The sequence below is a fragment of the uncultured Rothia sp. genome (assembly GCF_963544205.1).
Taxonomy (GTDB): domain Bacteria; phylum Actinomycetota; class Actinomycetes; order Actinomycetales; family Micrococcaceae; genus Rothia.
This window is the reverse complement of the sequence record NZ_CAUUDY010000014.1, coordinates 14244-35121: the sequence shown is the minus strand read 5'-3', so window position 1 is coordinate 35121 and position 20878 is coordinate 14244. Positions and strand designations below refer to the sequence as shown.

Here is a 20878-nt window from a genome sequence, read left to right as displayed (position 1 = left end):
AAATTTACAGTTTCGCTAACTCATTCTTTTTCGCGGCGTGCTTCTTCACGCGCCTGCTGACGCTCCAACCTACGCGCCTCATTACGAGCAGCCCTACGGCGGCGCTTCTGACGTTCACTCTTCGTCACACCCACCACATACTTCGTCTCACACAAATCATAAAACTGGGCATAAATATCACGCGAAGAACCATACATCCCCACCACGCTCATCACATCCAGGCCGTCAGCCTCAGCCCAATGCCCATGATCATCACGGTAAAGCACCTGCGCCATAAGGATCGTCGCGTCAAACTGATACGGGTCAAAACTACAAGTACGCTTACCCATCTCAGTACTGCCAATACGCAAGAACCCGTTCTTACCGTTATTCTCCACATGGGCAAACGTAATCGACGGGTAGGTGAAAGTGCGTTCCTTCCACCGCCAATTACGCCACCGCACGCAATCCTCGCGTAGTTCGAGGTAGAAGGCGTAGCAGTGGTTCAGAGGAATAGCGCCCAGCAGACCAAGAGACACGATGCTAAAAATGAGACCGGAAATTGCAACAGTAAATTGTTCTGTTCCTGGTTGGGCATCCCAGCGACCAAGAGACAGCCAGATAAGTGGCATACCAACAAACCCAAGGATAGTTACAAGCCAGAAGAAGATAAATGCCAGGATGGGCCTCTTCTGCCTCTTATTCAGGGTGGGTTTGCCGAGCTTAATGCGGTAGCCCGGTATCAAGGCAACGATGAGTCCTCCGAGGAGTCCGTCTTCAACAGCGCTCATAGTATGTACGTCCTTGTGCGGTAGTGGTTGGTGAATCGTGCTCGCTACGGTGAGGTGGCGGGCACATCCTTAGCCTATCGCACCGTATCTGACCAGAAGGTTAACTCGACGCAATGCTCCGGTGAAGACTCGGCAACCACTCCGCGGATAACGCGAATCTGGACTCAACCACCCGATTTCGTTAGCTACTCTGAGAGCAAATCCGCCCCTTCCGCACCGTTGCCGGAAGGCTGCCGGTCACCGATAAAACAGAAAGGGTAGTTGACCACCATGATGATGAACTACACCATGATTGCCCTCTGGGGCGTAGTAAATGTCCTACAGATGTACAAGATGGTCCGGTCCATCATTGTCTACGAAATCAACCGACGCCGAGACAAGAAGCTGTACGCCAAAAACATTTACATTACTCGAAGCGACCGCTCCGAAATAATTGTGCTTGCCGTCGCGCTTCCCATGACCCCTGCTCTGATGTTTATGGTGCATCTGCTGGGCGATATAGGATTCCATTTTCTATATGATGTCGGAGCTTTCCTCTTCACGTGCTTTCTTCTATATGTCTTTAACGAAACCGCTGGTTCTTACACTAAAATCTCGCCGGAAGGATTCGAAGAGGACAACGGGCACGACAATAAAACCTTCTACCCGCTCAACGCGATCGATAAGGTCACGTATACGCAGAGTTCCGACAGTGAAATTTCAGACTCCGTCTCCTTCGACACGAAATCGGGTAAGCGCATTGCGCGTTTCGGGCCCATCTATGAGGGCTACCCCCTCCTCGCAATGACCCGATTCAGGATCGAAAACGACCGCTGGCCAGATATGAACAACCCCGAAGAAGCTGCGCAGGTCAAAGCGTGGATGAACTGGAACTCCACCATCCCGCACATCAAGGACAAGGAAATTTCGGGCCTCGCCGAAGTAGACATGTAGCCCGCAATTCAGCCCGTATTTAGCGTGTGCCCGGCGTGTTTCTCAACCAATATTTCCGTAATTTTTCTGCCGGAAAAACGTTGACTAGCCCGCATGGTCTAACCCTCAACTAGAAGGTGCACTCTGCGCGCAAAAACATTAACGTTGAGGCTTACAATAAGAAATGGTTAATGCACAGCCGCACGCCGTGCACACGCCACGTCACTTCACAGAAACACCAACCCCGAAAGGCATATCATGGCCACCAAGAAGCCCGCACGCCTCACCCGCCGCGCAGCACTCGCCGCCGCAGGCGCAGGCGCAGCAACCGCCCTCGGCGCACTGCTCACCCCCGCACAGGCAACCACCTACCGCCCCACCGTGCGCCGCACCCCCTACAACGGCTACTACTCGCACCGTTACGGCCGCCGCGGCCGCATCGTCATCAGCGACTACTACGGTAGCTCCTACAGCCACTACTACTATTACGGCGGCTAAAGAATCCCAAGCCCAATAAACATATACTGGAAGACGGCACTACACTCACGTAGTGCCGTCTTCCCGTTAGATGCCGTAGGCATCACCCGCACCACGGTGCGGAAAATGCACCACAGATAGAGAGAACCCATGAAGAACGTAACCCGCCGATCCGCCCTCGGCCTGCTTGCAGTAACCGGCGGCGCAACCCTCCTGGCAGCCTGCGGTGCTCAGCCCCAGGCAACCAGCGGCAACGCATCCGGTAGCGCATCTGCTTCCGCAACTACGTCCAAGACCGCACGCACCGACTACTCCGGCGTTGCAGTCCTGGAGGGCTACACCTCCAAGCCTTCTGACTACCAGCCCGCAACCCGCACCGAGCCGTCCAAGAACGCTCCCGTGCCCGTGAAGCCCGCCGTTGCCAACGAGAACAGCGTAGAAGGCCTGTACCAGTCCATCGCATTCTTCGGCGCAGCCATTGAATACTACATGCGTACCGGCAAGACCGAACCCCTGCGTGAATGCGCGGTTGACAACTCCGAGCTGAAGAACATGCTCGAACCCGAAGAAGGCACCCTGGGTGCTGGCCTGCAGCAGGGCAAGATTTGGATGCAGGACCCGTCCGTCACCATCACAATGCTTACCGCACAGCCCGAGCGTGATGGCGACGCCTACAACTGGAATATCCGCCTGACCATGGACAGCGGTGAGTTCATCGCAAGCAAGGACCGTGTGGAGAACGCTTCCTCCGATTCGGACCGTAAGAACGATGTGGAGCGCACCCTGCACGGTGTGTACGAGAACGGTGCGTGGAAGCTGACCGGTATGCGTACTTCCTCTTCGTCCTCTTCCTCTGCTTCCGCTTCGGAATCTGACTCCTAAAACTCAAGAGCCTAGAAACGTATAGTTTCTGAAATAGAAAGGCGCCCGCCCCGTGGCTGAAAACCACGAGGCGGGCGCCACCACCGTAGATAGAGAGAAAAATGAAGAACGTAACTCGCCGATCTGCCCTCGGCCTGGTTGTAGCCGCCGGTGGCGCAACCCTCCTGGCAGCATGCGGTGCTCAGCCGCAAGCAACCAGCGGCAACGCATCCGAGAGTGCATCCAGCAATGCATCCGGTAGCGCGTCTGCGTCGGCGTCCAAGAGTGTACGTAGCGACTACTCCGGCGTTGCAGTCCTGGAGGGCTACACCTCCAAGCCTGCTGATTACCAGCCTGGAACTCGCACCGAGCCCTCTAAGAATGCACCCGTGCCCGTGAAGCCTGCCGTTGTCAATGAGAACAGCGTGGAGGGCCTGTATCAGTCCATCGCGTTCTTTGGCGCAGCCATGGAATACTACATGCGTACCGGTAAGACCGAGCCGCTGCGTGAATGTGCACTCGAGGCGTCCGAGCTGAAGAAATTCCTCGAACCCGATGCACGTTCCCTGGGTGCTGCTTTGCAGCAGGGCAAGACCTGGCTGGGTGACCCGACCGTCACCACCACCATGCTTTCCGCGCAGCCTAAACGTGAGGGCGACACCTACATCTGGGATATCCACCTGACCATAGATCCCGGCGAGTTCATCGTGGCCAAGGGTAGCGTGCAAGAAGCCCCCTCTGAATCAGAACGTAAGGAAGAGGTGGACCGCACCCTGCGCGGCGTGTACGAGAACGGCGCGTGGAAGCTGAGCGGTATGAATACTCGTTCCTCTTCAGCGTCTGCCTCTGCTTTGGCTACCGCTTCGGCTTCTGCTTCCTAAAAGCTTCAGCTTAGAAGCGTATAGCTTCTAGAACTAAAAAGGCGCCCGCCCGGTGGTGTGAAACCACGAGGCGGGCGCCTCACCTATATACGCAATAAAGCATATACACTTATCGGGATGCTACCAGATGCGCACGCGCTCCTCAGGAGCCAGGTACAGCGCATCGTCCTCAGAGACGCCAAACGCCTCGTAGAACTCATCAATATTGCGCACCACACCGTTCACGCGGAACTCATCCGGCGAATGAGGATCCACCGAAATCATCACCTCGGCGTGCTGCGGGCGGGACTTCGTGCACCAGCCGCGAGCATTCGAGAAGAAGAAACGCTGAATAGCGGTCATACCGTCAATCACCGGTGCGTCATCCAGCGACTCAATACCCTGCTTCTTCAGCGCCAGGCGGTACGCCTTCAACGCAATCGACATGCCCGACAGGTCACCAATGTTCTCACCCAGGGTCAGCTCACCGTTCACGTGGAACTTCGGGTCCAGACCCACCGGAACGTACGCGTTGTACTGCTCCACCAGCGCGGAGGTGCGCTCCTTGAACTTCGCGTAATCCTCCTCAGTCCACCAGCTCTCCAGCTTGCCGTCGCCGTCATAGCGGGAACCCTGATCGTCAAAACCGTGGCCAATCTCGTGGCCAATAATCATGCCGATATTGCCGTAGTTCGCCGCATCGTCAGCATCCGGGTTGAAGTACGGCGGCTGCAGAATCGCTGCCGGGAACACAATCTCGTTTGCCGGGGGCATGTAGTACGCGTTCACGGTCTGCGGAGTCATCAGCCACTCCGACTTATCCACCGGCTGACCCTTACGGGCAATCAGCCAGTCAGCATCAAACGCACCGGTACGGCGCAGGTTCTCAAACAGGTCACCGGGCACCAGCTCCAGTGCGGAGAAGTCACGCCACTTATCGGGGTAACCAATCTTGGTGACGAACTTCGACAGCTTCTCCAGCGCCTTCTGACGGGTTGCCTCAGTCATCCAGCCCAGCGACTCAATAGACTCGCGGTACGCCTCCAGGAGGTTGCCGACCAGAACCAGCATCTTCTCCTTGTGCGAAGGCGGGAAGTGCACAGCCACGTACTCCTGGCCAATCTCCTCACCCAGAGCCTTCTCAACAGCACCCACGCCACGCTTCCAACGCTCACGAATCTGCTGAGTACCGGAGAGGGTCTTGCCGTAGAAGTTGAAGCTCTCCTGAACCAGCTCGTCGTACATGAACGGCGCACGCGAACGCAGAACAGTCCACACAGCCCACAGCTTCCAGCTCATCAGCGGGATGGAGGTGAACAGCTTAGCCGCACCCTCAAAGAAGGACGGCTGAGCCACAATAACCTGGCCCAGGGTCTCCGGGTCGGCGCCGAGCGCCAGCAGCCACTGGGAGAACGGGAAGCCGGGGAACTTCTCCTCCAGCTCGGTCGCCTGGTACGGGTTGTAGGTCGCCTCAGCGTCACGGTTCTCTACAACGTTCCAGTGCAGGCGAGCCAGCTCAGACTCGTGAGTGAACACCAGCTGAGCCGCCTGCTCCGGGTTCAGACCGAAGCCCTCTGCCAGGCCGGTCAGCTCAAACATGCGGGCGATGTGCTCAACGTACGCTGCGCACGCCTGCTCGTGCTTCTCTTCACGGTAGTAGGATTCATCCGGCAGACCCAGACCCGACTGGTACAGGAAGAACGTGTAATTCTTCGGGTCCTTCGGGTCGTTGCTGGTGTACCAGGCGAACAGCTGCGGCAGACCCGCACGAGACAGCAACGCCAGGGTCACAGCCAGGTGGGAGGGGGTTGCCGAGTTCAGGATCGGGGCGATTTCCTTCAGCAGCGGCTCCAGGCCGTCCGCCTCAATCTTCTCAACATCCATGAAGGAGTTGTACAGTGCGCCAATACGGGACTCCGGCTGCTCCTTCGCGATCTTCTCCACCAGCTCACGCACGTGCTTCTCTGCGTTATCGCGGAGGGTGTACAGGCCGCCGTCCTTGGGGCGGTCCGCCGGGATTTCGTGGGTTGCCAGCCACTTACCATTGACGTGGCGGAAGAAATCGTCGCCCGGCTTGACGGTTTCGTCCACCCATTCTTTAGTGATTCCAGAGTTAGTAGTCATGGTTCCATTCTATGTTCTTACGCCCCCAAGCCACAGGATGCCCGGCACGGCACCAGATGCTGGCTCACCGGTACAGGCGCTTCTCAGGGGCATTTTGCCGCTCCTCAGCGGGCTACGCGGGCGGCAGAGAGGGCGGTAGCCCTCCCAGGATGCAGAAAACCCGCCCGCACGGTCACACAACCGTACAGGCGGGTTAACATCTACCCCCGAACTGCCGAGCAGTTCAGGAAAGAAGAATCACTATTCGCTTAAGCCTGAGCCGCCAGCTTCTCCGCGCGCTCAGCCATCATGCGCTTCTCAGCACCGTTAACCAGCCACAGGAACAGAACCGCCAGACCCGAGCACACAATCATGAAGATGAACGCGGTGCTCCAGCCCCAGTGGTCAACAATAATGCCGATACCGGCAGAAGCCAGGGTTGCACCCAGTGCGTAACCGAACAGGCCGGTGAAGCCCGCAGCGGTACCCGCAACGTGCGAGGGAGACAGGTCAATAGCCTGCAGACCAATCAGCATGACCGGGCCGTAAATCAGGCCACCAATCAGAGCCAATGCAACGTACGCAATCCACAGCGGCGCATCCGAAGAAGGCAGCCAGTACAGCAGAATCGCGCCAACGGTCGCAATCAGGAACAGGATACCCGCGGGGGAGCGGCGACCCTTAAACATGCGGTCAGAAACGTAACCGCACAGGACGGTGCCACCAATACCGGCAAGTTCCAGAATCGAGAAGCCCGCAATACCGCCCTCAAGGGAGGTGTGGCGCACATCGTGCAGGTACTTCGGTGCCCACACCAGCACGCCGTAGCGCAGGGTGTACACGAACACGTTCGCCAGAGCCAGGTACACCATGGTCGAGTTGGTCAGCACGTGCTTGCGGATGGTGGTCCAGGTGGACTCTGCGCGATCCTCGGCGGTGGACTCAACCTTGTGCGGGTCGTTGCGGTACACGTCAACGGTAGGCAGACCCTCAGCCTCGGGGTTATCACGAATCAGCAGCCACGCCACGAAAGCCAGCACGAAGCTGATGACAGCCGGGAACCAGAACGCAACTTCCCAGGTCTTGCCAAACATGGAGAAGCCCCACGCAACCAGCAGACCGGACAGCGCACCACCAACGTTGTGGGCGGTGTTCCACCACGAAACCTTCGCGCCGCGCTCGCTGGTGGAGAACCAGTTCACGAGCACACGACCCGAGGGAGGCCAACCCATGCCCTGGAAGATACCGTTGAAGACCATGATGGTCGCCATGATGGAGGCGATAGCGGCAGCGTAGCCCGTCGCACCCGCACCTTCACCCATGTAGCCGGTCAGCGCCAGCAAGATGTTTGCAACACCCGAGAGCACCAGACCGATGGGCAGGAACAGACGCGCGTTCGAGCGGTCAGAAATCATTGCGGTCAAGAACTTGCTGAAGCCGTAGGCGAGCAGCAGCGCCGTGGACAGCGCGCCGATGGCCGCGTTGCTGAAGCCGAGTTCCTTGGTCAGAATCGGGGTGACCAGCGGGACGTTGTTACGAATCAGGTAGAAGGTCGCGTAACCGATAAAGATACCCATGAAGACCTGCAGGCGCATGCGCGGGTACTTTGCAGAAACTTCTGCCTCGCTCAGTTGAGGCTTGGGTGCCGGAATTGCGAGCCAGCGGGGTACAGAACCCTTCTTCTTCTTCTTTGATGAAGCGGTAGTAGTCATGCTCGAATTCTAAAAACGGATTTCTATAAAAATGTTAATTTATTGGGCATATGTGCATAGTATTCTTGCGAGGGTGAACAGATATTCAGAATGTACGTTCTTTAAAAGTTGTTTCTGCCTTGAAGTTTCGGTGAATCTGAAAATACCTGTGATGCGCATCTACCTATCTGGAGACGGGGCCACGCGGCGCGTGATGAATATAAATGCTTTCAATAAACGGCAAGAGAATGTTATGGTCAGACCACACATAAATTTAGGGTGATTTATACCCTAAGTTCGCCGCGAAAACCACGTGAACGCCGCGAAACGAGTCCGGCACAAACCCGCCACAAACCCGGCGTACCTCCCGCGGGTACCTCCACGAGCACACAAAAGTCCGCCCGCACGGTGCAGAAGAAGCCGTGCGGGCGGACCCGTTATCTATCCCCAAAAGTTCGGCGTGCAGTCGGTACGCATACCGGCGGGAAGCCGAACAGCCGCCACCTGCCGCAAGTTACCGCGAGCAAACCATCATCCGGTCAACCCGCAGCAGGCAGCGGAACCTAAAGCTCTCCGGGTGGGAAACCTAGAGAGAAGCGCGAATCGCCTTGGTGGCGTCCACCAGGTGACGCAGAGACTGCTTGGTCTCCTCGTAATCACGAGTCTTCAGGCCGCAGTCCGGGTTCACCCACAGGTCAGCAATGGTGCCGTAACCAATCGCAGCCTTCAGCAGGGACTCAATCTCATCCTGCGAAGGAACACGCGGGGAGTGGATGTCCCACACGCCCGGGCCCAGACCGGAAACGAAGCTCTCCGGAATGTCAGCCAGCAGCTCCATGTGCGAGCGGGCGGCCTCAATGCTGGTCACGTCGGCGTTCAGAGCGTTAATCGAGTCGATAATCTCGTTGAACTCCGAGTAGCACAGGTGGGTGTGAATCTGGGTGGAATCCTTCACACCGCTGGTTGCCAGGCGGAAGGAGTTCACCGACCAATCCAGGTACTGCGGCTGCTCGTCGCGGCGCAGGGGCAGCAGCTCGCGCAGAGCCGGCTCGTCCACCTGAATGATGCGGATGCCTGCCTCCTCCAGGTCGGCAATCTCGTCGGCCAGTGCCAGAGCCACCTGGTTAGCGGTCTCGCGGCGCGGCTGGTCGTCACGCACGAAGGACCACGCCAGAATCGTCACGGGGCCGGTGAGCATGCCCTTGACCGGCTTGTCGCTCAGCGACTGTGCGTGGGAGCTCCACGGCACGGTGAACGCCTCACCGCGCAGGCCCTCGCCGTGACGCTTCACGTCACCGAACAGGATCGAGGGGCGGGTGCAACGCGAACCGTAGGACTGAACCCAGCCGTGGCGGGTGGTTGCGAAGCCGTCGAAGTTCTCGGCGAAGTACTGAACCATGTCGTTACGCTCGGCTTCACCGTGAACCAGCACGTCCAGGCCCAGCTCCTCCTGCAGCTTGATGACCGAGGCGATCTCGTCACGCAGGAAGCCGTTCAGCTCCTCAGCGGAAATCTTGCCCGCACGAGCCTCCGCGCGGCGGCGGCGAATCTCAGCGGTCTGCGGGAAGGAGCCGATGGTGGTGGTCGGCAGCTTCGGCAGGTTCAGGTCGGCCTGAGCCGCGCGGCGAACGTCAATGGTCGGGCGGTCGAAGTCCTCGGCGGTCACAGCTGCGGCGCGGGCACGAATCTCGTCGTTGTGCTTGCGCGGGTCGGCGGCGAAGCGAGCCAGCGCCTCGTCAGCAGCCTTCAGCTCGGGCTCAACAGCGGCTTCACCCTCGGCCAGGCCACGAGCCAGCAGTGCAATCTCGGCGACCTTCTGGTCGGCGAAGGCCAGGCCGTCCACGGGAACCTCGGCGGGGTCTTCCAGAGCCAGGTCGTGCGGCACGTGCTGCAGGGAGGTCGAGGAGGACACCGACACGGCACCCTCGGATGCGCCGGGCAGCGCCTCCAGGGTCTTCAGCGCGGCACGAACGTCGGCACGCCACACGTTGCGGCCGTTCACAACACCGGCAACCAGGTGCACGCCGGCGGCAGAAACAGACTCAAGCTCAGCCTTCGAGTACACGCCGTGCACCAGGTCAAGGTGCAGAGCCTCAACACCGGTACCCAGCAGTGCCGGCAGGTTCTCACGCAGGGAACCGTAAGGGCTGGTCACCAGAATCTGCGGGCGCTTCTCGCCAGCAGCCAGGGCACGGTAGGTGCGCTCGGCCAGCTCGGCAACCTTCGCGTTGTCGGCACGGTCCACGGTCAGGCCCGGCTCGTCCAGCTGAACCCACTCAACACCGCGCTCAGCCAGCTGCTCCAGCACCTGAGCGTAAGCGGCAACGAACTCGTCCAGGCGGTCGACGGGTGCGAAGTCCTCGTCGGAACCCTGCTCAGCCTTAGCGCCCAGCAGCAGGGTCAGCGGGCCAACAATCTGCGGGCGAACCTTCACGCCAGCCTGCTTTGCGACCTCGAGCTGCTCGTCAATAGCCTCAAGGTTCAGCTTAATCTCGGTGCCGGCACCAATCTCGGGCACCAGGTAGTGGTAGTTGGTGTCGAACCACTTGGTCATCTCCAGCGGAGGCAGGGTCTCGGTACCGCGCGCCAGGGCGAAGTAGCCGGGCAGATCCAGCAGGCCGCGTGCGTCCTTAGCCTCGGCCAGACGCTCGGGAACCAGGGTGAACAGGCGAACAACGTCGAGCACCTGGTCGTAGTAGGAGAAGGTCGCCGGAATCGAGTAGTTGTCAGCCTTCAGGCCGGCGGCGGTCACGCGCTCAAAGTAGGTGCGCTGCACGTCAGCGGCGGTATCCTGCAGCTCCTGCAGGGTGGCCTTGCCCTTCCAGAAAGCCTCCTGAGCCTTCTTCAGCTCACGGAAGCGGCCCACGCGGGGGTAACCAACAATAGTTGCGGCGGGGAAAGCAACGTTAGACATAGTGCATATTCCTTTACTGGGGATAGAAATGGGAGAATCAGCGGGCCCTGCCGGCCCCGTCGATGGGGCCGAGATCCGCGGGATGCTCCCGGGGTACTTTGGGGGAAACTTGGGTGGCGCATCCGCGCCGGGCGGAGCGGGTCGCGTTTAGGCGAATTCCAGCTCGCTCAGGGACTGGGAGAAACGGTTGCTGTATCGTGGCAGGTCCAGCTGATCCAGAACATCCAGCACCGCCGCATGCTCGTTGAAGGTGAAGAAGTGCAGGCCCGGTGCGCCCGCATCCATCACGGCGCGGCACTGGTTCAATGCGTACTCAACACCGATGCGGTGCAGCTCTGCGCTGCTGGTTGCCGTCTCCAGGGCGTACGCGAGGTCCGCTGGGACCGACATGCCCGCCATCTGGCAGAGGTTCTGCAGGCGCTTCAGGGAGGTCACCGGCATGATGCCCGGAATAATCGGGATGTCCACACCCGCCAGGCGAGCCGAATCGACCAGGGCGCTGTAGCGCTCATCCTCGAAGAACACCTGGGTGATAGCGAAATCCGCGCCGGCACGCTGCTTCGACAGCAGAATCTCAATATCCTGCAGCAGGGATGCGGACTCGGGGTGCTTCTGCGGGTACGCCGCCACACCGATGGACACCTTGCCAGCTGCCAGGTGGGCGAAATCTTCGCGTTCCACGCGGCGAATCAGCTCGACCAGGTAGCGGGCGAAGGGAAGCTCAGAAACCTGACCTTCCTGCACGTCACCGCGCAGCGCCAGGAAACCGCGCACGCCCAGACCCAGGATCAGGCGCACCGCACGCTCCAGCTCGTGCACCGAGTGGCCTGCACAAATCAGGTGTGCCAGGGGGGTGAGGGAGGTTTCGTGCACCAGGTGGTCGAGCAGCGCCAGCGTCTTCTGACGGCGCTTCGCGTCACCGGAATAGGTGACCGAAACGTAGTCGGGGTTGGTACCCTCAAGCTCCGCAATGGTGCGAATCAGCGACTCACAGCTTGCGTGTGAGCGCGGAGGGAACAGCTCAAAAGAAAGAGCCGGGTGAACTGTCGTCATAACCATCCTTCGTGTTCACCCGATAGATACGCACCGGGAGGGTGCGCGAATTCTTCTGCAGGATGCGCTACACCGGTTTGCTGGTGCGACTCATCAAGGGGTGCCGAAGGGTATTCTTCTCTATCGGTTCTGGCGGGAGCACCTTGTCCGTACCCTGCACCGTGACGGTGGGGGATACTGGCGAGGTTGCTGCGACGTCGACGAGCCAGATCTCTCGGTCGCTCTTGATAGATAACGCCTTCACTGTACCGGGCGTTTTGGAGGGTGCGCAAGAATTTCGGGGAATGATGGCCCAATATGTCGAGAGATGACGAGTCACCGAAATATGAACTTAATATGACTGACTATGACGAAGGGGGCTGGGGGGTATTGCCGGTGGAGGTGTTGGCTGGCTCTTGGGTGCCCGCCACTATCACAAATAGGACTGCTTAATATTCTTGGACACGCGCGAATATGTGTGTTTTATCTTTCAGTGAGGGGTAGGGTAACTAATAACTAATGAAGCACGGGTAGTGTTTCAATGTCCGCTCATCGAGGAGTCTCAGGGCTCAAAGATGAGTTCAATATGACTTTGTGAGCGTGGTGAGAATGAAAAATCTATTTTCTTCTATACTCTGGTCTTTCCGCCTAGCCTGGAAAACCTGTCCCGCGACCCTAGTGAGCACTGCCCTATCGCTAGCCGTCATCGCCTGCATTCCCTTGAGTCAGTCCCTGCTGATCGGTAATACAGTATCAGCCTTGAGCGGTTCAAATGGTGGCGCAGCATGGATTTATATTATTGCTCTTGCCCTTGTTGTCGGAATTAATATCATTGCTCAACGCTGGGTCATAAGTAACATGCTTATCCTCAAATCAAAGATGAACTATCGGGTTCACTGCATGTTAAATAACAGGTTATCTACTTTTCCGTTGTCTGATATAGGTAGCACAAAATCACAGGAAGATATACGTGCTGCTAGAGAGGCAATATCGAAACAGGAATTGCAGGTTCACACCATGTCAGTTATGACACTTGTGAGTGCCTGCGCAATGGTGTTACTTCTCTGTCTTAATATTGCGAACGTCAGCATTGTGGCAGCAATTTTTGCGGCACTGTGTTCACTGCCCCTAGCCATTGCAATGGTGATTCTCGCTAAACGCGATTACGCCATATACACCCTAATGTACGAGGATTATCGGGCAGAGAACTACTATCTAGACAATCTGATGGCCCAGAGCCGAGCCCAAGAACTTCACCTCATGAGAGCCTCCCGATTTTTCTCGCAACGCGTAGCGTCCTGGCGACGCCGGGCAGCCGGTAGGGAATTGAGCCTTGAAAGTGTTAGAGGAATCATCTCCATAGTTGCAGGGCTACTCTGCTCTGTCTTACTTTTTGCGTCCCTGTACTTCCTTGTGGATTCAGGCGCCGATATATCGTATGTGGCCGGATCGCTGATTGGAATCATTGCCTGTGTTAACGCGACCCAAGAGGTGGGATATTCATTTGGCCAGATTATTAATGGAGCATTATCTGTTCAGCAATTCCGAAGGGTATGCGACTCTGATACTTACGACCATGCTTCTGAGATAAAAACTTCTAACCCTAGCCGTGAAAATATTTCAAAAATTATATGCAAAGATGTATCCGTTCAGTATGAGGGCGCGTCGTCTTTTGCGCTTAAAGATATTAATCTTGAGCTGATGAATAATCAAATGATTGCAGTAGTTGGTGCCTCGGGTGCGGGAAAAACAACGCTAATAAATGCAATTCTTGGAATTACACCAATTGCCCAGGGGAGCATAACGTATAAGGGTGCTTCTTCTGAGAGTAAATACAACATGTTGGCAAATGTTGGTTTGGTGAGTCAAGACTACGGCCACTATGAACTGACTGTGCGTGAAAATCTTCTTCTGGGTTTGCCGCAGGAGGCGGTTGAGCGTCTTGGTGATGCTGATTTGTGGTCGGCTTTGTCGGTGGCTTGTGCTGATGATTTTGTGCGTGGTCTTGAGGGTGGTTTGGATGCTCAGTTGGGTGAGTCGTTTGGTGGTGTTGGTCTTTCGGGTGGTCAGTGGCAGCGTTTGGCGTTGGCGCGTGTGGTTCTTCGGGATGCGCCGGTGTGGGTGTTGGATGAGCCGACCAGTGCTGTGGATGCTGAGACTGAGGAGGAGATTTTTGCTCGGTTGAAGGTGGCTGCTGGTGGGCGTTTGGTGGTGTTGGTGTCTCATCGTGCGTGGACGTTGCGTGGTGTTGATTCTGTGGTGGTGTTGGATGGTGGGTGTGTGGTGGAGCAAGGAACCTACCGGGAGCTACTGAAGGCAGAGGGAAAGTTTATGGAAATTTTCAAAAATCAGATCTCTGAAGATTCTGCAGGACGCAAAACCTCCGCTGAAAGGGGCTATAAAGATGCGTAAGATTATGGCTAATACTGTTTGGTCCGTGGTTTATGCTTTCAGAAATCACCCCGTATGGACCGTCTCCTATCTAGCGTCTGTTGTGTGCCTATCGCTATTCCCTGCTTTGCAGATGGAGGCTGTCACTAGGCTTGTTGAGCATTTGGGTCAGAGCCAGGATGAGGTGCTCCCACTAGCCCTGGGGGTTAGTTTTGTGCTGGCAGGATACATTGCCCTGGGGCAAGCATCAGATTCTCTGCGTATGATTCTAAATTCTCGAATGTCAAGTACAGGTATTCAGAATGTATCTTCTCGTTTGGCGACTTGTTCTTCTCAGGAAATCGCGAGTGGTGATTATGCTCGCTCATCAAGGGCAGCTCATGATGCTGTGACAGGGGGGAGCCTGGGGTCTCAAGTTTCTACTATGGGTGCTCTGATATTCATCATTTTTTCGACGGGAGCCCTTAGTTATTCCGTAGGAAAGATCAATGTATATGCTTCACTCTGCATGCTTGCAGGCATGATTCCTGTTGCCTTGATGTCACATCTCTATTCGAGTAAAAATGCTGAGGCAATGGAAAAAATATATTCATATAGCTACAACGCGTGGCATAGCACTAACCAGATTGCACAAATAACTACTGCTCGTGAGCTTGCAATTCTTAATGCTCGTTCATTCTTTGCGCATCGCGCTAATCAAGAACGGAAAAAATCCGGTGAGGAGGAAATTGGCCTAGCTCGTTACATCCTCAGAATATATACAATTGTTGGTTTTATAAGCGCTGCACTGCTAGCTTTAGCCCTTATTCTTCTAGCGGCCTCGTTACCGGCTCCCGGTGTTCTTGCTGGAGCTGTTATAGGTATTACCTCGGCTATAGTCTCGCTTGGCTCGATGGGAAGCGACCTTAGCTCGATGGCGGCGGGGTCAAACGCAATTGATGTATATCGAAAGTTTATTTCTAGCGCACAGCCCGGGCAGAAAAATCCGGTTGCCGATACCTACCTCGAGATTTCCAGCGTTTCCATTAGGAATCTTGCTATCCAGTATCCAAAAGCTGATTCTTTAGCTCTTAAAAACATCAATCTCACATTTGGTCCCGGGCAGATGATTGGTATTGTCGGGCCCAGCGGATCGGGAAAGACAACCCTAGTAAATGCACTCATGGGCATGCTTAAGCCCTCCAAAGGAGACATCCTCATTGGAGATAAACCGGTACAGGACATATCACCTGATGATTTATTGGCAAATGTGGGTTTGGTGAGTCAAGACTACGGCCGTTATGAACTGACTGTGCGTGAAAATCTTCTTCTGGGTTTGCCGCAGGCGGCGGTTGAGCGTCTTGGTGATGCTGATTTGTGGTCGGCTTTGTCGGTGGCTTGTGCTGATGATTTTGTGCGTGGTCTTGAGGGTGGTTTGGATGCTCAGTTGGGTGAGTCGTTTGGTGGTGTTGGTCTTTCGGGTGGTCAGTGGCAGCGTTTGGCGTTGGCGCGTGTGGTTCTTCGGGATGCGCCGGTGTGGGTGTTGGATGAGCCGACCAGTGCTGTGGATGCTGAGACTGAGGAGGAGATTTTTGCTCGGTTGAAGGTGGCTGCTGGTGGGCGTTTGGTGGTGTTGGTGTCTCATCGTGCGTGGACGTTGCGTGGTGTTGATTCTGTGGTGGTGTTGGATGGTGGGTGTGTGGTGGAGCAAGGAACCTACCGGGACCTAACGACCGACCCTACATCACGCTTCAGGAAGCTCTTCGCCTCCCAACTGGAGGGGAAATAACCTCGCAACATACCCGCACAACGTAGAGTTAAAAACATGGAACGTATTGAATCCCCCGTCTACCGCAGGCTCGGCAACTCCGGTCTCGTCGTACCCAGCGTCGGCATCGGCTGCAACAACCTCGGCCGCCCCGGCACCCCCACCCGCACCCAAGAAGGCACCAACGAAGTCATCGCCGCCGCAGTCGACGCCGGCATCAGCTTCTTCGACATCGCCGACCTCTACGGCGCCGAACCCGGCCTCTCAGAAACCATGTTCGGAACCGCCCTCACCCAGCTCGGCCTCGACCGCGACGAACTGACCATCGTCACCAAATTCGGTCTGCCCGTCGGCGACCTCAATGGCAACGACCGCAACGCTCGCGGATCCCGCCGCTACATCATGCGCGCCGTCGAAGGGTCCCTCCGCCGCCTCGGCACCGACTACATCGACCTGTACTTCTACCACAGCCCCGACCCCAACACCCCCATCGAAGAAACCCTCAGCGCCCTCGACCAGCTCGTACGCGACGGTAAGGTCCGCTACCTGGGCCACTCCAACTTCTCCGGCTGGCAGCTCGCCCACGCCGAACACTGCGCCCGTGAACTCGGCACCGAACGGTTCATCGTCGCTGAAAACCACTACAACCTGCTCGACCGCCGCGCAGAACTCGAAATCCTGCCCGCCGCACGGCACTTCGGCATGGGTGTGCTGCCGTACTTCCCGCTCGCTAACGGCCTGCTGACCGGCAAGTACCGCCGCGACAACATTCCCGCCGGTTCGCGCCTGTCCCACTCCAAGAAGAACGTGCTCGACGCCGCCAACTGGGACCAGCTCGAAGCTTTCCACAGCTTCTGCACCGAACGCGGCATTACCGAGGTGCAGGCGGCGTTCTCCTGGCTCGCACAGCAGTCGCCGGTCACCTCCGTCATTGCCGGTGCGACCAGCGCCGAGCAGGTGCGCGCCAACGCACAGGCGGCATGCCTGCGCTTCGACGCTGAGGACCTCGCCGCCCTGGACGCCATCTTCCCGGCACCCGAGAAGATCGCGCTGTTCTAAACTCCGGCTCCCTCTCAAAGGGGCACTCAGGCAGATGCACGAGTCGGCCGTAATATACGCTGAAAAATGTCCGTGGTGAGAAATAAATATCACCCGCCGAACGTTTTCGCTAGGATTAGGTGAGGTGTGTCTAACCTGATGCACCTCACCTAACCTATGTACCCACCCCTGCCGCCTGGAAGCAGCCCCGGCAGGACCACCCGCCACCGGCACATCAAAGGACACCATGAGCGCACAGAGCACCGCCTCCACCCTGCCCCCTCTGGGCACCGGGAAGCACAGTCGATACCTCGGCATCATTGCACTCATCGCCACCTTCGGAGGTCTGCTCTTCGGCTACGACACCGGAGTGATCAACGGCGCGCTCGAACCCATGAGCCGCGAACTCGGCATGGACTCCACCACCCAAGGCTGGGTCACCGGATCGCTCGCCTTCGCCGCCGCTATCGGCGCACTCGGCTGCGGCCGCATCTCTGACCGGTTCGGCCGCCGAACCACCATCATTGGGCTCTCCACCATCTTCTTCATTGGTGCCCTGGCGTGCGTCTTCGCACCCAACGTCGCCGTGCTCATCACCGGGCGCACCCTGCTCGGCCTGGCGGTCGGTGGCGCCTCCGCCGTGGTGCCCGTGTTCCTCGCAGAGCTCGCACCCTACGAAATTCGAGGCTCCCTCTCCGGCCGCAACGAGCTCATGGTCGTGGGCGGTCAGCTTGCCGCGTTCATCGTGAACGCCCTCATCGGCAACGTATGGGGCGAGCACGACGGCGTGTGGCGCTGGATGTTCGCCATCTGCACCCTGCCCGCCATCGGCCTGTTCGTCGGTATGCTGCGTGTGCCCGAGTCGCCGCGTTGGCTGTTGCGCGTCGGTAAGCGTGAGCAGGCGCTTGAGGTGATGAAGCGCATCCGCTCCGCCGAGCGTGCCGAGGCCGAAATTGCCGACATTGAACGCACCCTGCAGGCGGAGGCGACCACCCAGAACACCGCGGCGGGTAAGGACAGTGCGGGCGTGCGCGGCTGGTTCGTGCGCATCCTGCTCGTCGGTATTCTGGTCGGCGCGGGCCAGCAGCTGACCGGCATCAACTCGATCATGTACTACGGCATTAAGGTGCTCAAGGAGGCCGGTTTCAGCGAGTCTGCGGCACTGATTGCGAACATTGCGCCCGGCACGATTTCGGTGCTCGGCTCCATCCTGTCGCTGCGCCTGATGGACCGCGTGCCGCGCCGCGTCATGGTCATTACCGGCTACAGCTCGACCGCGTTCTTCCACGTGCTGATTGCGGGCGCATCCATGCTTCTGCCCGCCGATAACGCTGCGCGTCCCTGGATTCTGCTGGTGCTTATTGTCTGCTTTGTGGGTGCGATGCAGACCTGCCTGAACGTGTCTACCTGGGTGATTATGAGCGAGCTGTTCCCGCTGCGCGTGCGTGCGGCGGGCATGGGTATTTCGGCGTTTAGCGGCTGGATGATGAACGGTACCCTGTCGCTCGTGTTCCCCGTGATTCTGGGTGCGGTCGGTCTGACTGGCTCCTTCATCGGCTTTGCCGTGGTGAACGTGATCATTGCGTTGCTGATGTTCCGCAACCTGCCGGAAACCCGCGGCGTGAGCCTGGAGCAGGTGGAGCGCGGCGTGATGGACGGTAGCATCTACCCCTCCGCACGCGGGCGTTAAACCCTGCGGTTTTAGGCATGAATGAGGCGGGCGGCCCCTCCCTGGTGGAGGTGCCGCCCGCCTCGCAATATGCGTTGAAAGACTAGTCTGCAGGGTTCTCTGCGAGGAACTCGTCGAGGCCGATGCGGTAGCCGTCATCTTCGGCGCGTGCCTTGCGTAGAGCCTCAATGTCGAGGAGCTCTTCGTACTCTTCAAGTAGCTTCAAATCTTCGTAGGAGATGAGCGCGGCAACAGTCTTTCCGTTGCGGCTGATGAGGGGGCGTTCGCCGGAGAACACGGCCTCGTTGACTTTGGTTCCGAGGTTGTCGCGGAGTTCTTTAAGAGTCGTGACATTGGAACGAGTCCGGTGAGTGGTGACAGTCATGACTGGTTCCTTTCTGGGGTTGATGCGTTAGCTCCGAGGATAGTTCCTGTGCAGATTCTATCCAGGGGAGCTACTTACATAGTACAACAATGTAAAGTGTGTAAAAAGTGTACACTTTTTCTGCTAAGGTTGAGGTTAAGATTTAGAGCTCTGCCTGAAGGGTGCAGATGACTGCAAACCATGTCTCAAACCCCGTGTACCGGGTTGAATTGACGCGCAAAGCAGCGAAAGAACTAAAGAAAATCCAACGAGAAGACCGGACAGCCTTCGAGAAAATTATCGCCTGCCTCCGATCCCTTGGTGATGACCCATATATGACGGGAGTCAAGAAGCTACAGGGCGAAGAAGGGTGCAGGGCACGAGTAGGGAATTACCGCATTCTGTACACCATTGATAATGGTGCGGTTGTTGTTGAGGTTTTCCGAGTTGGTCATCGGCGAGAAGTCTATCGCGGTCTGTAGAGTGAGCGCGGCGTGATGGACGGTAGCATCTACCCCTCCGCACGCAAACGCTAGATTCGGCGGTTTTTAGGCAAGAATGAGGCGGGCGGCCCCTCCCTGTGGAGGTGCTGCCCGCCTCGTGCGTCTCGTGACCCGCCGCCCCTCGCCCCACCGCACTGTTCGTTGAATGAGAAGCAAGGAACCCCTACCCTGCGCCACCAATCCATAAGTGATACGGTCAAAGAACAAGTAATGGATTCACGTGCTGAAATGCACGCCCGACCCTGCCCCACACGCATCGCCCGGACGCCCGCATCCAGCACGCCACAACTCTATAACGAACACGGGTGAACAATGACTGAGAACGTACACAACGACTGGGACCTCCGAAGCGAAGAGGTTCAGAAGGACCAGGTAGCTGCCTACGACGCAATGCGCCGCCGTTGCCCCGTCGCCCACGACGAATTCATGGGCTACTCCGTCTTCAAAAACGCCGACGTACAGCACGTACTCGACCACCCCGAAATCTACTCCAACGTCGTCTCCACCCGCCACATCGCCGTCCCCAACGGCATGGACGCACCCGAACACACCACCTTCCGCGCGGTCAACGACAAGTACTTCACTCCCGAACGCCTCGAAAAGTTCGCACCCGTCATCCGCGACGCTGTGAAGAGCCTCATCGCAGAACTGCCCCGCGGCGAAGAAGTAGACGTCATGCAGGGCTTCGGTCAGGCATACGCAATGCGCGTGCAGAACGCCTTCATGGGCTGGCCCGCATGCCTCGAACAGCCCCTCACCGAGTGGATCGAGAAGAACCGCGTCGCCACCCTGCGCCGCGACCGTGAAGAAATCGCGAAGGTTGCCCTCGAATTCGACGGCTACATCCGCCAGCTGCTCGACGAACGCCGCGAGGATGCCGCAGCCGGCAACCCCAAGGACGTCACCGCCGAACTGCTCACCGACACCGTGCAGCTGCCCGGCGAAGAGCCCCGCACCATGACCGACGAAGAAATCGTCAGCCTCATCCGCAACTGGACCGTGGGCGAGCTGTCCACCGTCTCCGCAACCGTGGGCGTATTCGTCAACTTCCTGGCACGCAACCGCGCCGAGCAGGACCGCCTGCGCGCATCCCTCGCCGACGGCAACGCACTCGACGACCGCAGCGAAATCGCCCTCGCCGTCGAAGAAATCATGCGACTCGAAGACACCCTCGTCACCAACCGCCGCATCACCACTCAGGACACCGAACTCGGCGGCCGCACCCTGCCCGCCGGCTCCCGCGTGACCATCAACTGGGCAAGCGCAAACCGTGACGAGGACGCCTTCGAGGACGCCCTGACCTACAACCCGCATCGCGACCAGTCCCGCAACCTCGTGTACGGCGACGGCATCCACGTCTGCCCCGGTGCGCCTCTGGCACGCCTGGAGCTGCGCATCCTGCTCGAGGAGCTGCTGCGCGGCACCAAGTCGATTGAGATTGCGGACGAGAGCGAGAAGCCCGCAACCGTGAACGCCGTGTACCCGGTCTCCGGCTACTCGGTCGTGCGCGCCATCTTCAACTAGGCACGCTCCAGCTCTAAAACGC

At 58.0% G+C, this 20878-nt stretch carries 16 protein-coding genes and 1 riboswitch; of the genes, 10 read left to right on the top strand and 6 right to left on the bottom strand.

All coding sequences use genetic code 11. The features are described 5' to 3' along the window. Nucleotides 1-20: 20 nt before the first annotated feature. On the bottom strand, nt 21-770 hold the full coding sequence (locus tag RWZ58_RS07225) for an ECF transporter S component (RefSeq protein WP_314658170.1): 750 nt from the start codon (nt 768-770) through the stop codon (nt 21-23). A gap of 270 nt (nt 771-1040) precedes the next feature. Between RWZ58_RS07225 and RWZ58_RS07220 the strand changes: the two genes are divergently transcribed. The 4 genes from RWZ58_RS07220 to RWZ58_RS07205 all read left to right on the top strand — a co-directional run bounded on the left by RWZ58_RS07220 (nt 1041) and on the right by RWZ58_RS07205 (nt 3901). Next, entirely contained in the window at nt 1041-1703 is a 663-nt protein-coding gene (locus RWZ58_RS07220; protein ID WP_005508041.1) for a hypothetical protein, read from the top strand. Nucleotides 1704-1940: 237 nt separating this feature from the next. Then, entirely contained in the window at nt 1941-2180 is a 240-nt protein-coding gene (locus RWZ58_RS07215) for a hypothetical protein (protein WP_005507323.1), read from the top strand. Nucleotides 2181-2309: 129 nt separating this feature from the next. After that, on the top strand, nt 2310-3041 hold the full coding sequence (locus RWZ58_RS07210) for a DUF6318 family protein (protein ID WP_314658169.1): 732 nt from the start codon (nt 2310-2312) through the stop codon (nt 3039-3041). Between the two features lie 101 nt (nt 3042-3142). Beyond that, the gene (locus RWZ58_RS07205) at nt 3143-3901 is read left to right on the top strand and encodes a DUF6318 family protein (protein ID WP_314658168.1); all 759 of its coding nucleotides are present in this window, start codon (nt 3143-3145) and stop codon (nt 3899-3901) included. 120 nt (nt 3902-4021) lie between these two features. Here RWZ58_RS07205 and RWZ58_RS07200 read toward each other — a convergent pair whose 3' ends face one another. From RWZ58_RS07200 to RWZ58_RS07185, 4 genes are all read right to left on the bottom strand, one after another. Then, nucleotides 4022-6004 (bottom strand): M13-type metalloendopeptidase, encoded by a 1983-nt coding sequence (locus RWZ58_RS07200; protein ID WP_314658167.1) that lies wholly within the window; start codon nt 6002-6004, stop codon nt 4022-4024. A 248-nt stretch (nt 6005-6252) separates the two neighbouring features. Next, on the bottom strand, nt 6253-7695 hold the full coding sequence (locus RWZ58_RS07195; RefSeq protein ID WP_314658166.1) for an MFS transporter: 1443 nt from the start codon (nt 7693-7695) through the stop codon (nt 6253-6255). Nucleotides 7696-8260: 565 nt separating this feature from the next. Continuing rightward, nucleotides 8261-10588 (bottom strand): 5-methyltetrahydropteroyltriglutamate--homocysteine S-methyltransferase, encoded by a 2328-nt coding sequence (gene metE, locus RWZ58_RS07190; RefSeq protein ID WP_314658165.1) that lies wholly within the window; start codon nt 10586-10588, stop codon nt 8261-8263. A gap of 147 nt (nt 10589-10735) precedes the next feature. After that, a complete protein-coding gene (locus tag RWZ58_RS07185) occupies nt 10736-11641 on the bottom strand; it encodes a methylenetetrahydrofolate reductase (RefSeq protein WP_314658164.1) in 906 nt (301 codons plus the stop codon). 117 nt (nt 11642-11758) lie between these two features. Then, a riboswitch (SAM riboswitch) is annotated at nt 11759-11875 on the bottom strand. Between the two features lie 504 nt (nt 11876-12379). Here RWZ58_RS07185 and RWZ58_RS07180 point away from each other — a divergent pair. From RWZ58_RS07180 to RWZ58_RS07165, 4 genes are all read left to right on the top strand, one after another. Further along, entirely contained in the window at nt 12380-14032 is a 1653-nt protein-coding gene (locus tag RWZ58_RS07180) for an ABC transporter ATP-binding protein (RefSeq protein WP_314658163.1), read from the top strand. Further along, entirely contained in the window at nt 14025-15779 is a 1755-nt protein-coding gene (locus RWZ58_RS07175; protein WP_314658162.1) for an ABC transporter ATP-binding protein, read from the top strand. Before RWZ58_RS07180 ends, RWZ58_RS07175 begins: the two co-directional genes overlap by 8 nt. 36 nt (nt 15780-15815) lie before the next feature. After that, nucleotides 15816-16817, top strand: coding sequence for an aldo/keto reductase (locus RWZ58_RS07170; protein WP_005507313.1), 1002 nt, complete (start codon nt 15816-15818; stop codon nt 16815-16817). 226 nt (nt 16818-17043) lie between these two features. After that, nucleotides 17044-18486: a sugar porter family MFS transporter gene (locus RWZ58_RS07165; protein WP_314658161.1), complete on the top strand. Its 1443-nt coding sequence runs from the start codon at nt 17044-17046 to the stop codon at nt 18484-18486. A gap of 82 nt (nt 18487-18568) precedes the next feature. On the opposite strand, the gene RWZ58_RS07160 is transcribed toward RWZ58_RS07165, so the two are convergent. After that, nucleotides 18569-18850, bottom strand: coding sequence for a type II toxin-antitoxin system prevent-host-death family antitoxin (locus tag RWZ58_RS07160; protein ID WP_005509047.1), 282 nt, complete (start codon nt 18848-18850; stop codon nt 18569-18571). Nucleotides 18851-19017: 167 nt separating this feature from the next. Here RWZ58_RS07160 and RWZ58_RS07155 point away from each other — a divergent pair, with 167 nt between their 5' ends. Next, nucleotides 19018-19311: a type II toxin-antitoxin system RelE/ParE family toxin gene (locus RWZ58_RS07155; protein ID WP_314658160.1), complete on the top strand. Its 294-nt coding sequence runs from the start codon at nt 19018-19020 to the stop codon at nt 19309-19311. Between the two features lie 333 nt (nt 19312-19644). Further along, the gene (locus tag RWZ58_RS07150; protein WP_314389937.1) at nt 19645-20856 is read left to right on the top strand and encodes a cytochrome P450; all 1212 of its coding nucleotides are present in this window, start codon (nt 19645-19647) and stop codon (nt 20854-20856) included. Nucleotides 20857-20878: the final 22 nt, after the last annotated feature.

Bases quoted from the DNA above. Each gene is read 5' to 3' on its own strand.
- metE (WP_314658165.1), bottom strand. From the start codon at position 10,588: ATGTCTAACGTTGCTTTCCCCGCCGCAACTATTGTTGGTTACCCCCGC.
- RWZ58_RS07150 (WP_314389937.1), top strand. From the start codon at position 19,645: ATGACTGAGAACGTACACAACGACTGGGACCTCCGAAGCGAAGAGGTT.
- RWZ58_RS07195 (WP_314658166.1), bottom strand. From the start codon at position 7,695: ATGACTACTACCGCTTCATCAAAGAAGAAGAAGAAGGGTTCTGTACCC.
- RWZ58_RS07220 (WP_005508041.1), top strand. From the start codon at position 1,041: ATGATGATGAACTACACCATGATTGCCCTCTGGGGCGTAGTAAATGTC.
- RWZ58_RS07170 (WP_005507313.1), top strand. From the start codon at position 15,816: ATGGAACGTATTGAATCCCCCGTCTACCGCAGGCTCGGCAACTCCGGT.
- RWZ58_RS07165 (WP_314658161.1), top strand. From the start codon at position 17,044: ATGAGCGCACAGAGCACCGCCTCCACCCTGCCCCCTCTGGGCACCGGG.
- RWZ58_RS07175 (WP_314658162.1), top strand. From the start codon at position 14,025: ATGCGTAAGATTATGGCTAATACTGTTTGGTCCGTGGTTTATGCTTTC.
- RWZ58_RS07225 (WP_314658170.1), bottom strand. From the start codon at position 770: ATGAGCGCTGTTGAAGACGGACTCCTCGGAGGACTCATCGTTGCCTTG.
- RWZ58_RS07185 (WP_314658164.1), bottom strand. From the start codon at position 11,641: ATGACGACAGTTCACCCGGCTCTTTCTTTTGAGCTGTTCCCTCCGCGC.
- RWZ58_RS07215 (WP_005507323.1), top strand. From the start codon at position 1,941: ATGGCCACCAAGAAGCCCGCACGCCTCACCCGCCGCGCAGCACTCGCC.
- RWZ58_RS07160 (WP_005509047.1), bottom strand. From the start codon at position 18,850: ATGACTGTCACCACTCACCGGACTCGTTCCAATGTCACGACTCTTAAA.
- RWZ58_RS07200 (WP_314658167.1), bottom strand. From the start codon at position 6,004: ATGACTACTAACTCTGGAATCACTAAAGAATGGGTGGACGAAACCGTC.
- RWZ58_RS07210 (WP_314658169.1), top strand. From the start codon at position 2,310: ATGAAGAACGTAACCCGCCGATCCGCCCTCGGCCTGCTTGCAGTAACC.
- RWZ58_RS07155 (WP_314658160.1), top strand. From the start codon at position 19,018: ATGACTGCAAACCATGTCTCAAACCCCGTGTACCGGGTTGAATTGACG.
- RWZ58_RS07205 (WP_314658168.1), top strand. From the start codon at position 3,143: ATGAAGAACGTAACTCGCCGATCTGCCCTCGGCCTGGTTGTAGCCGCC.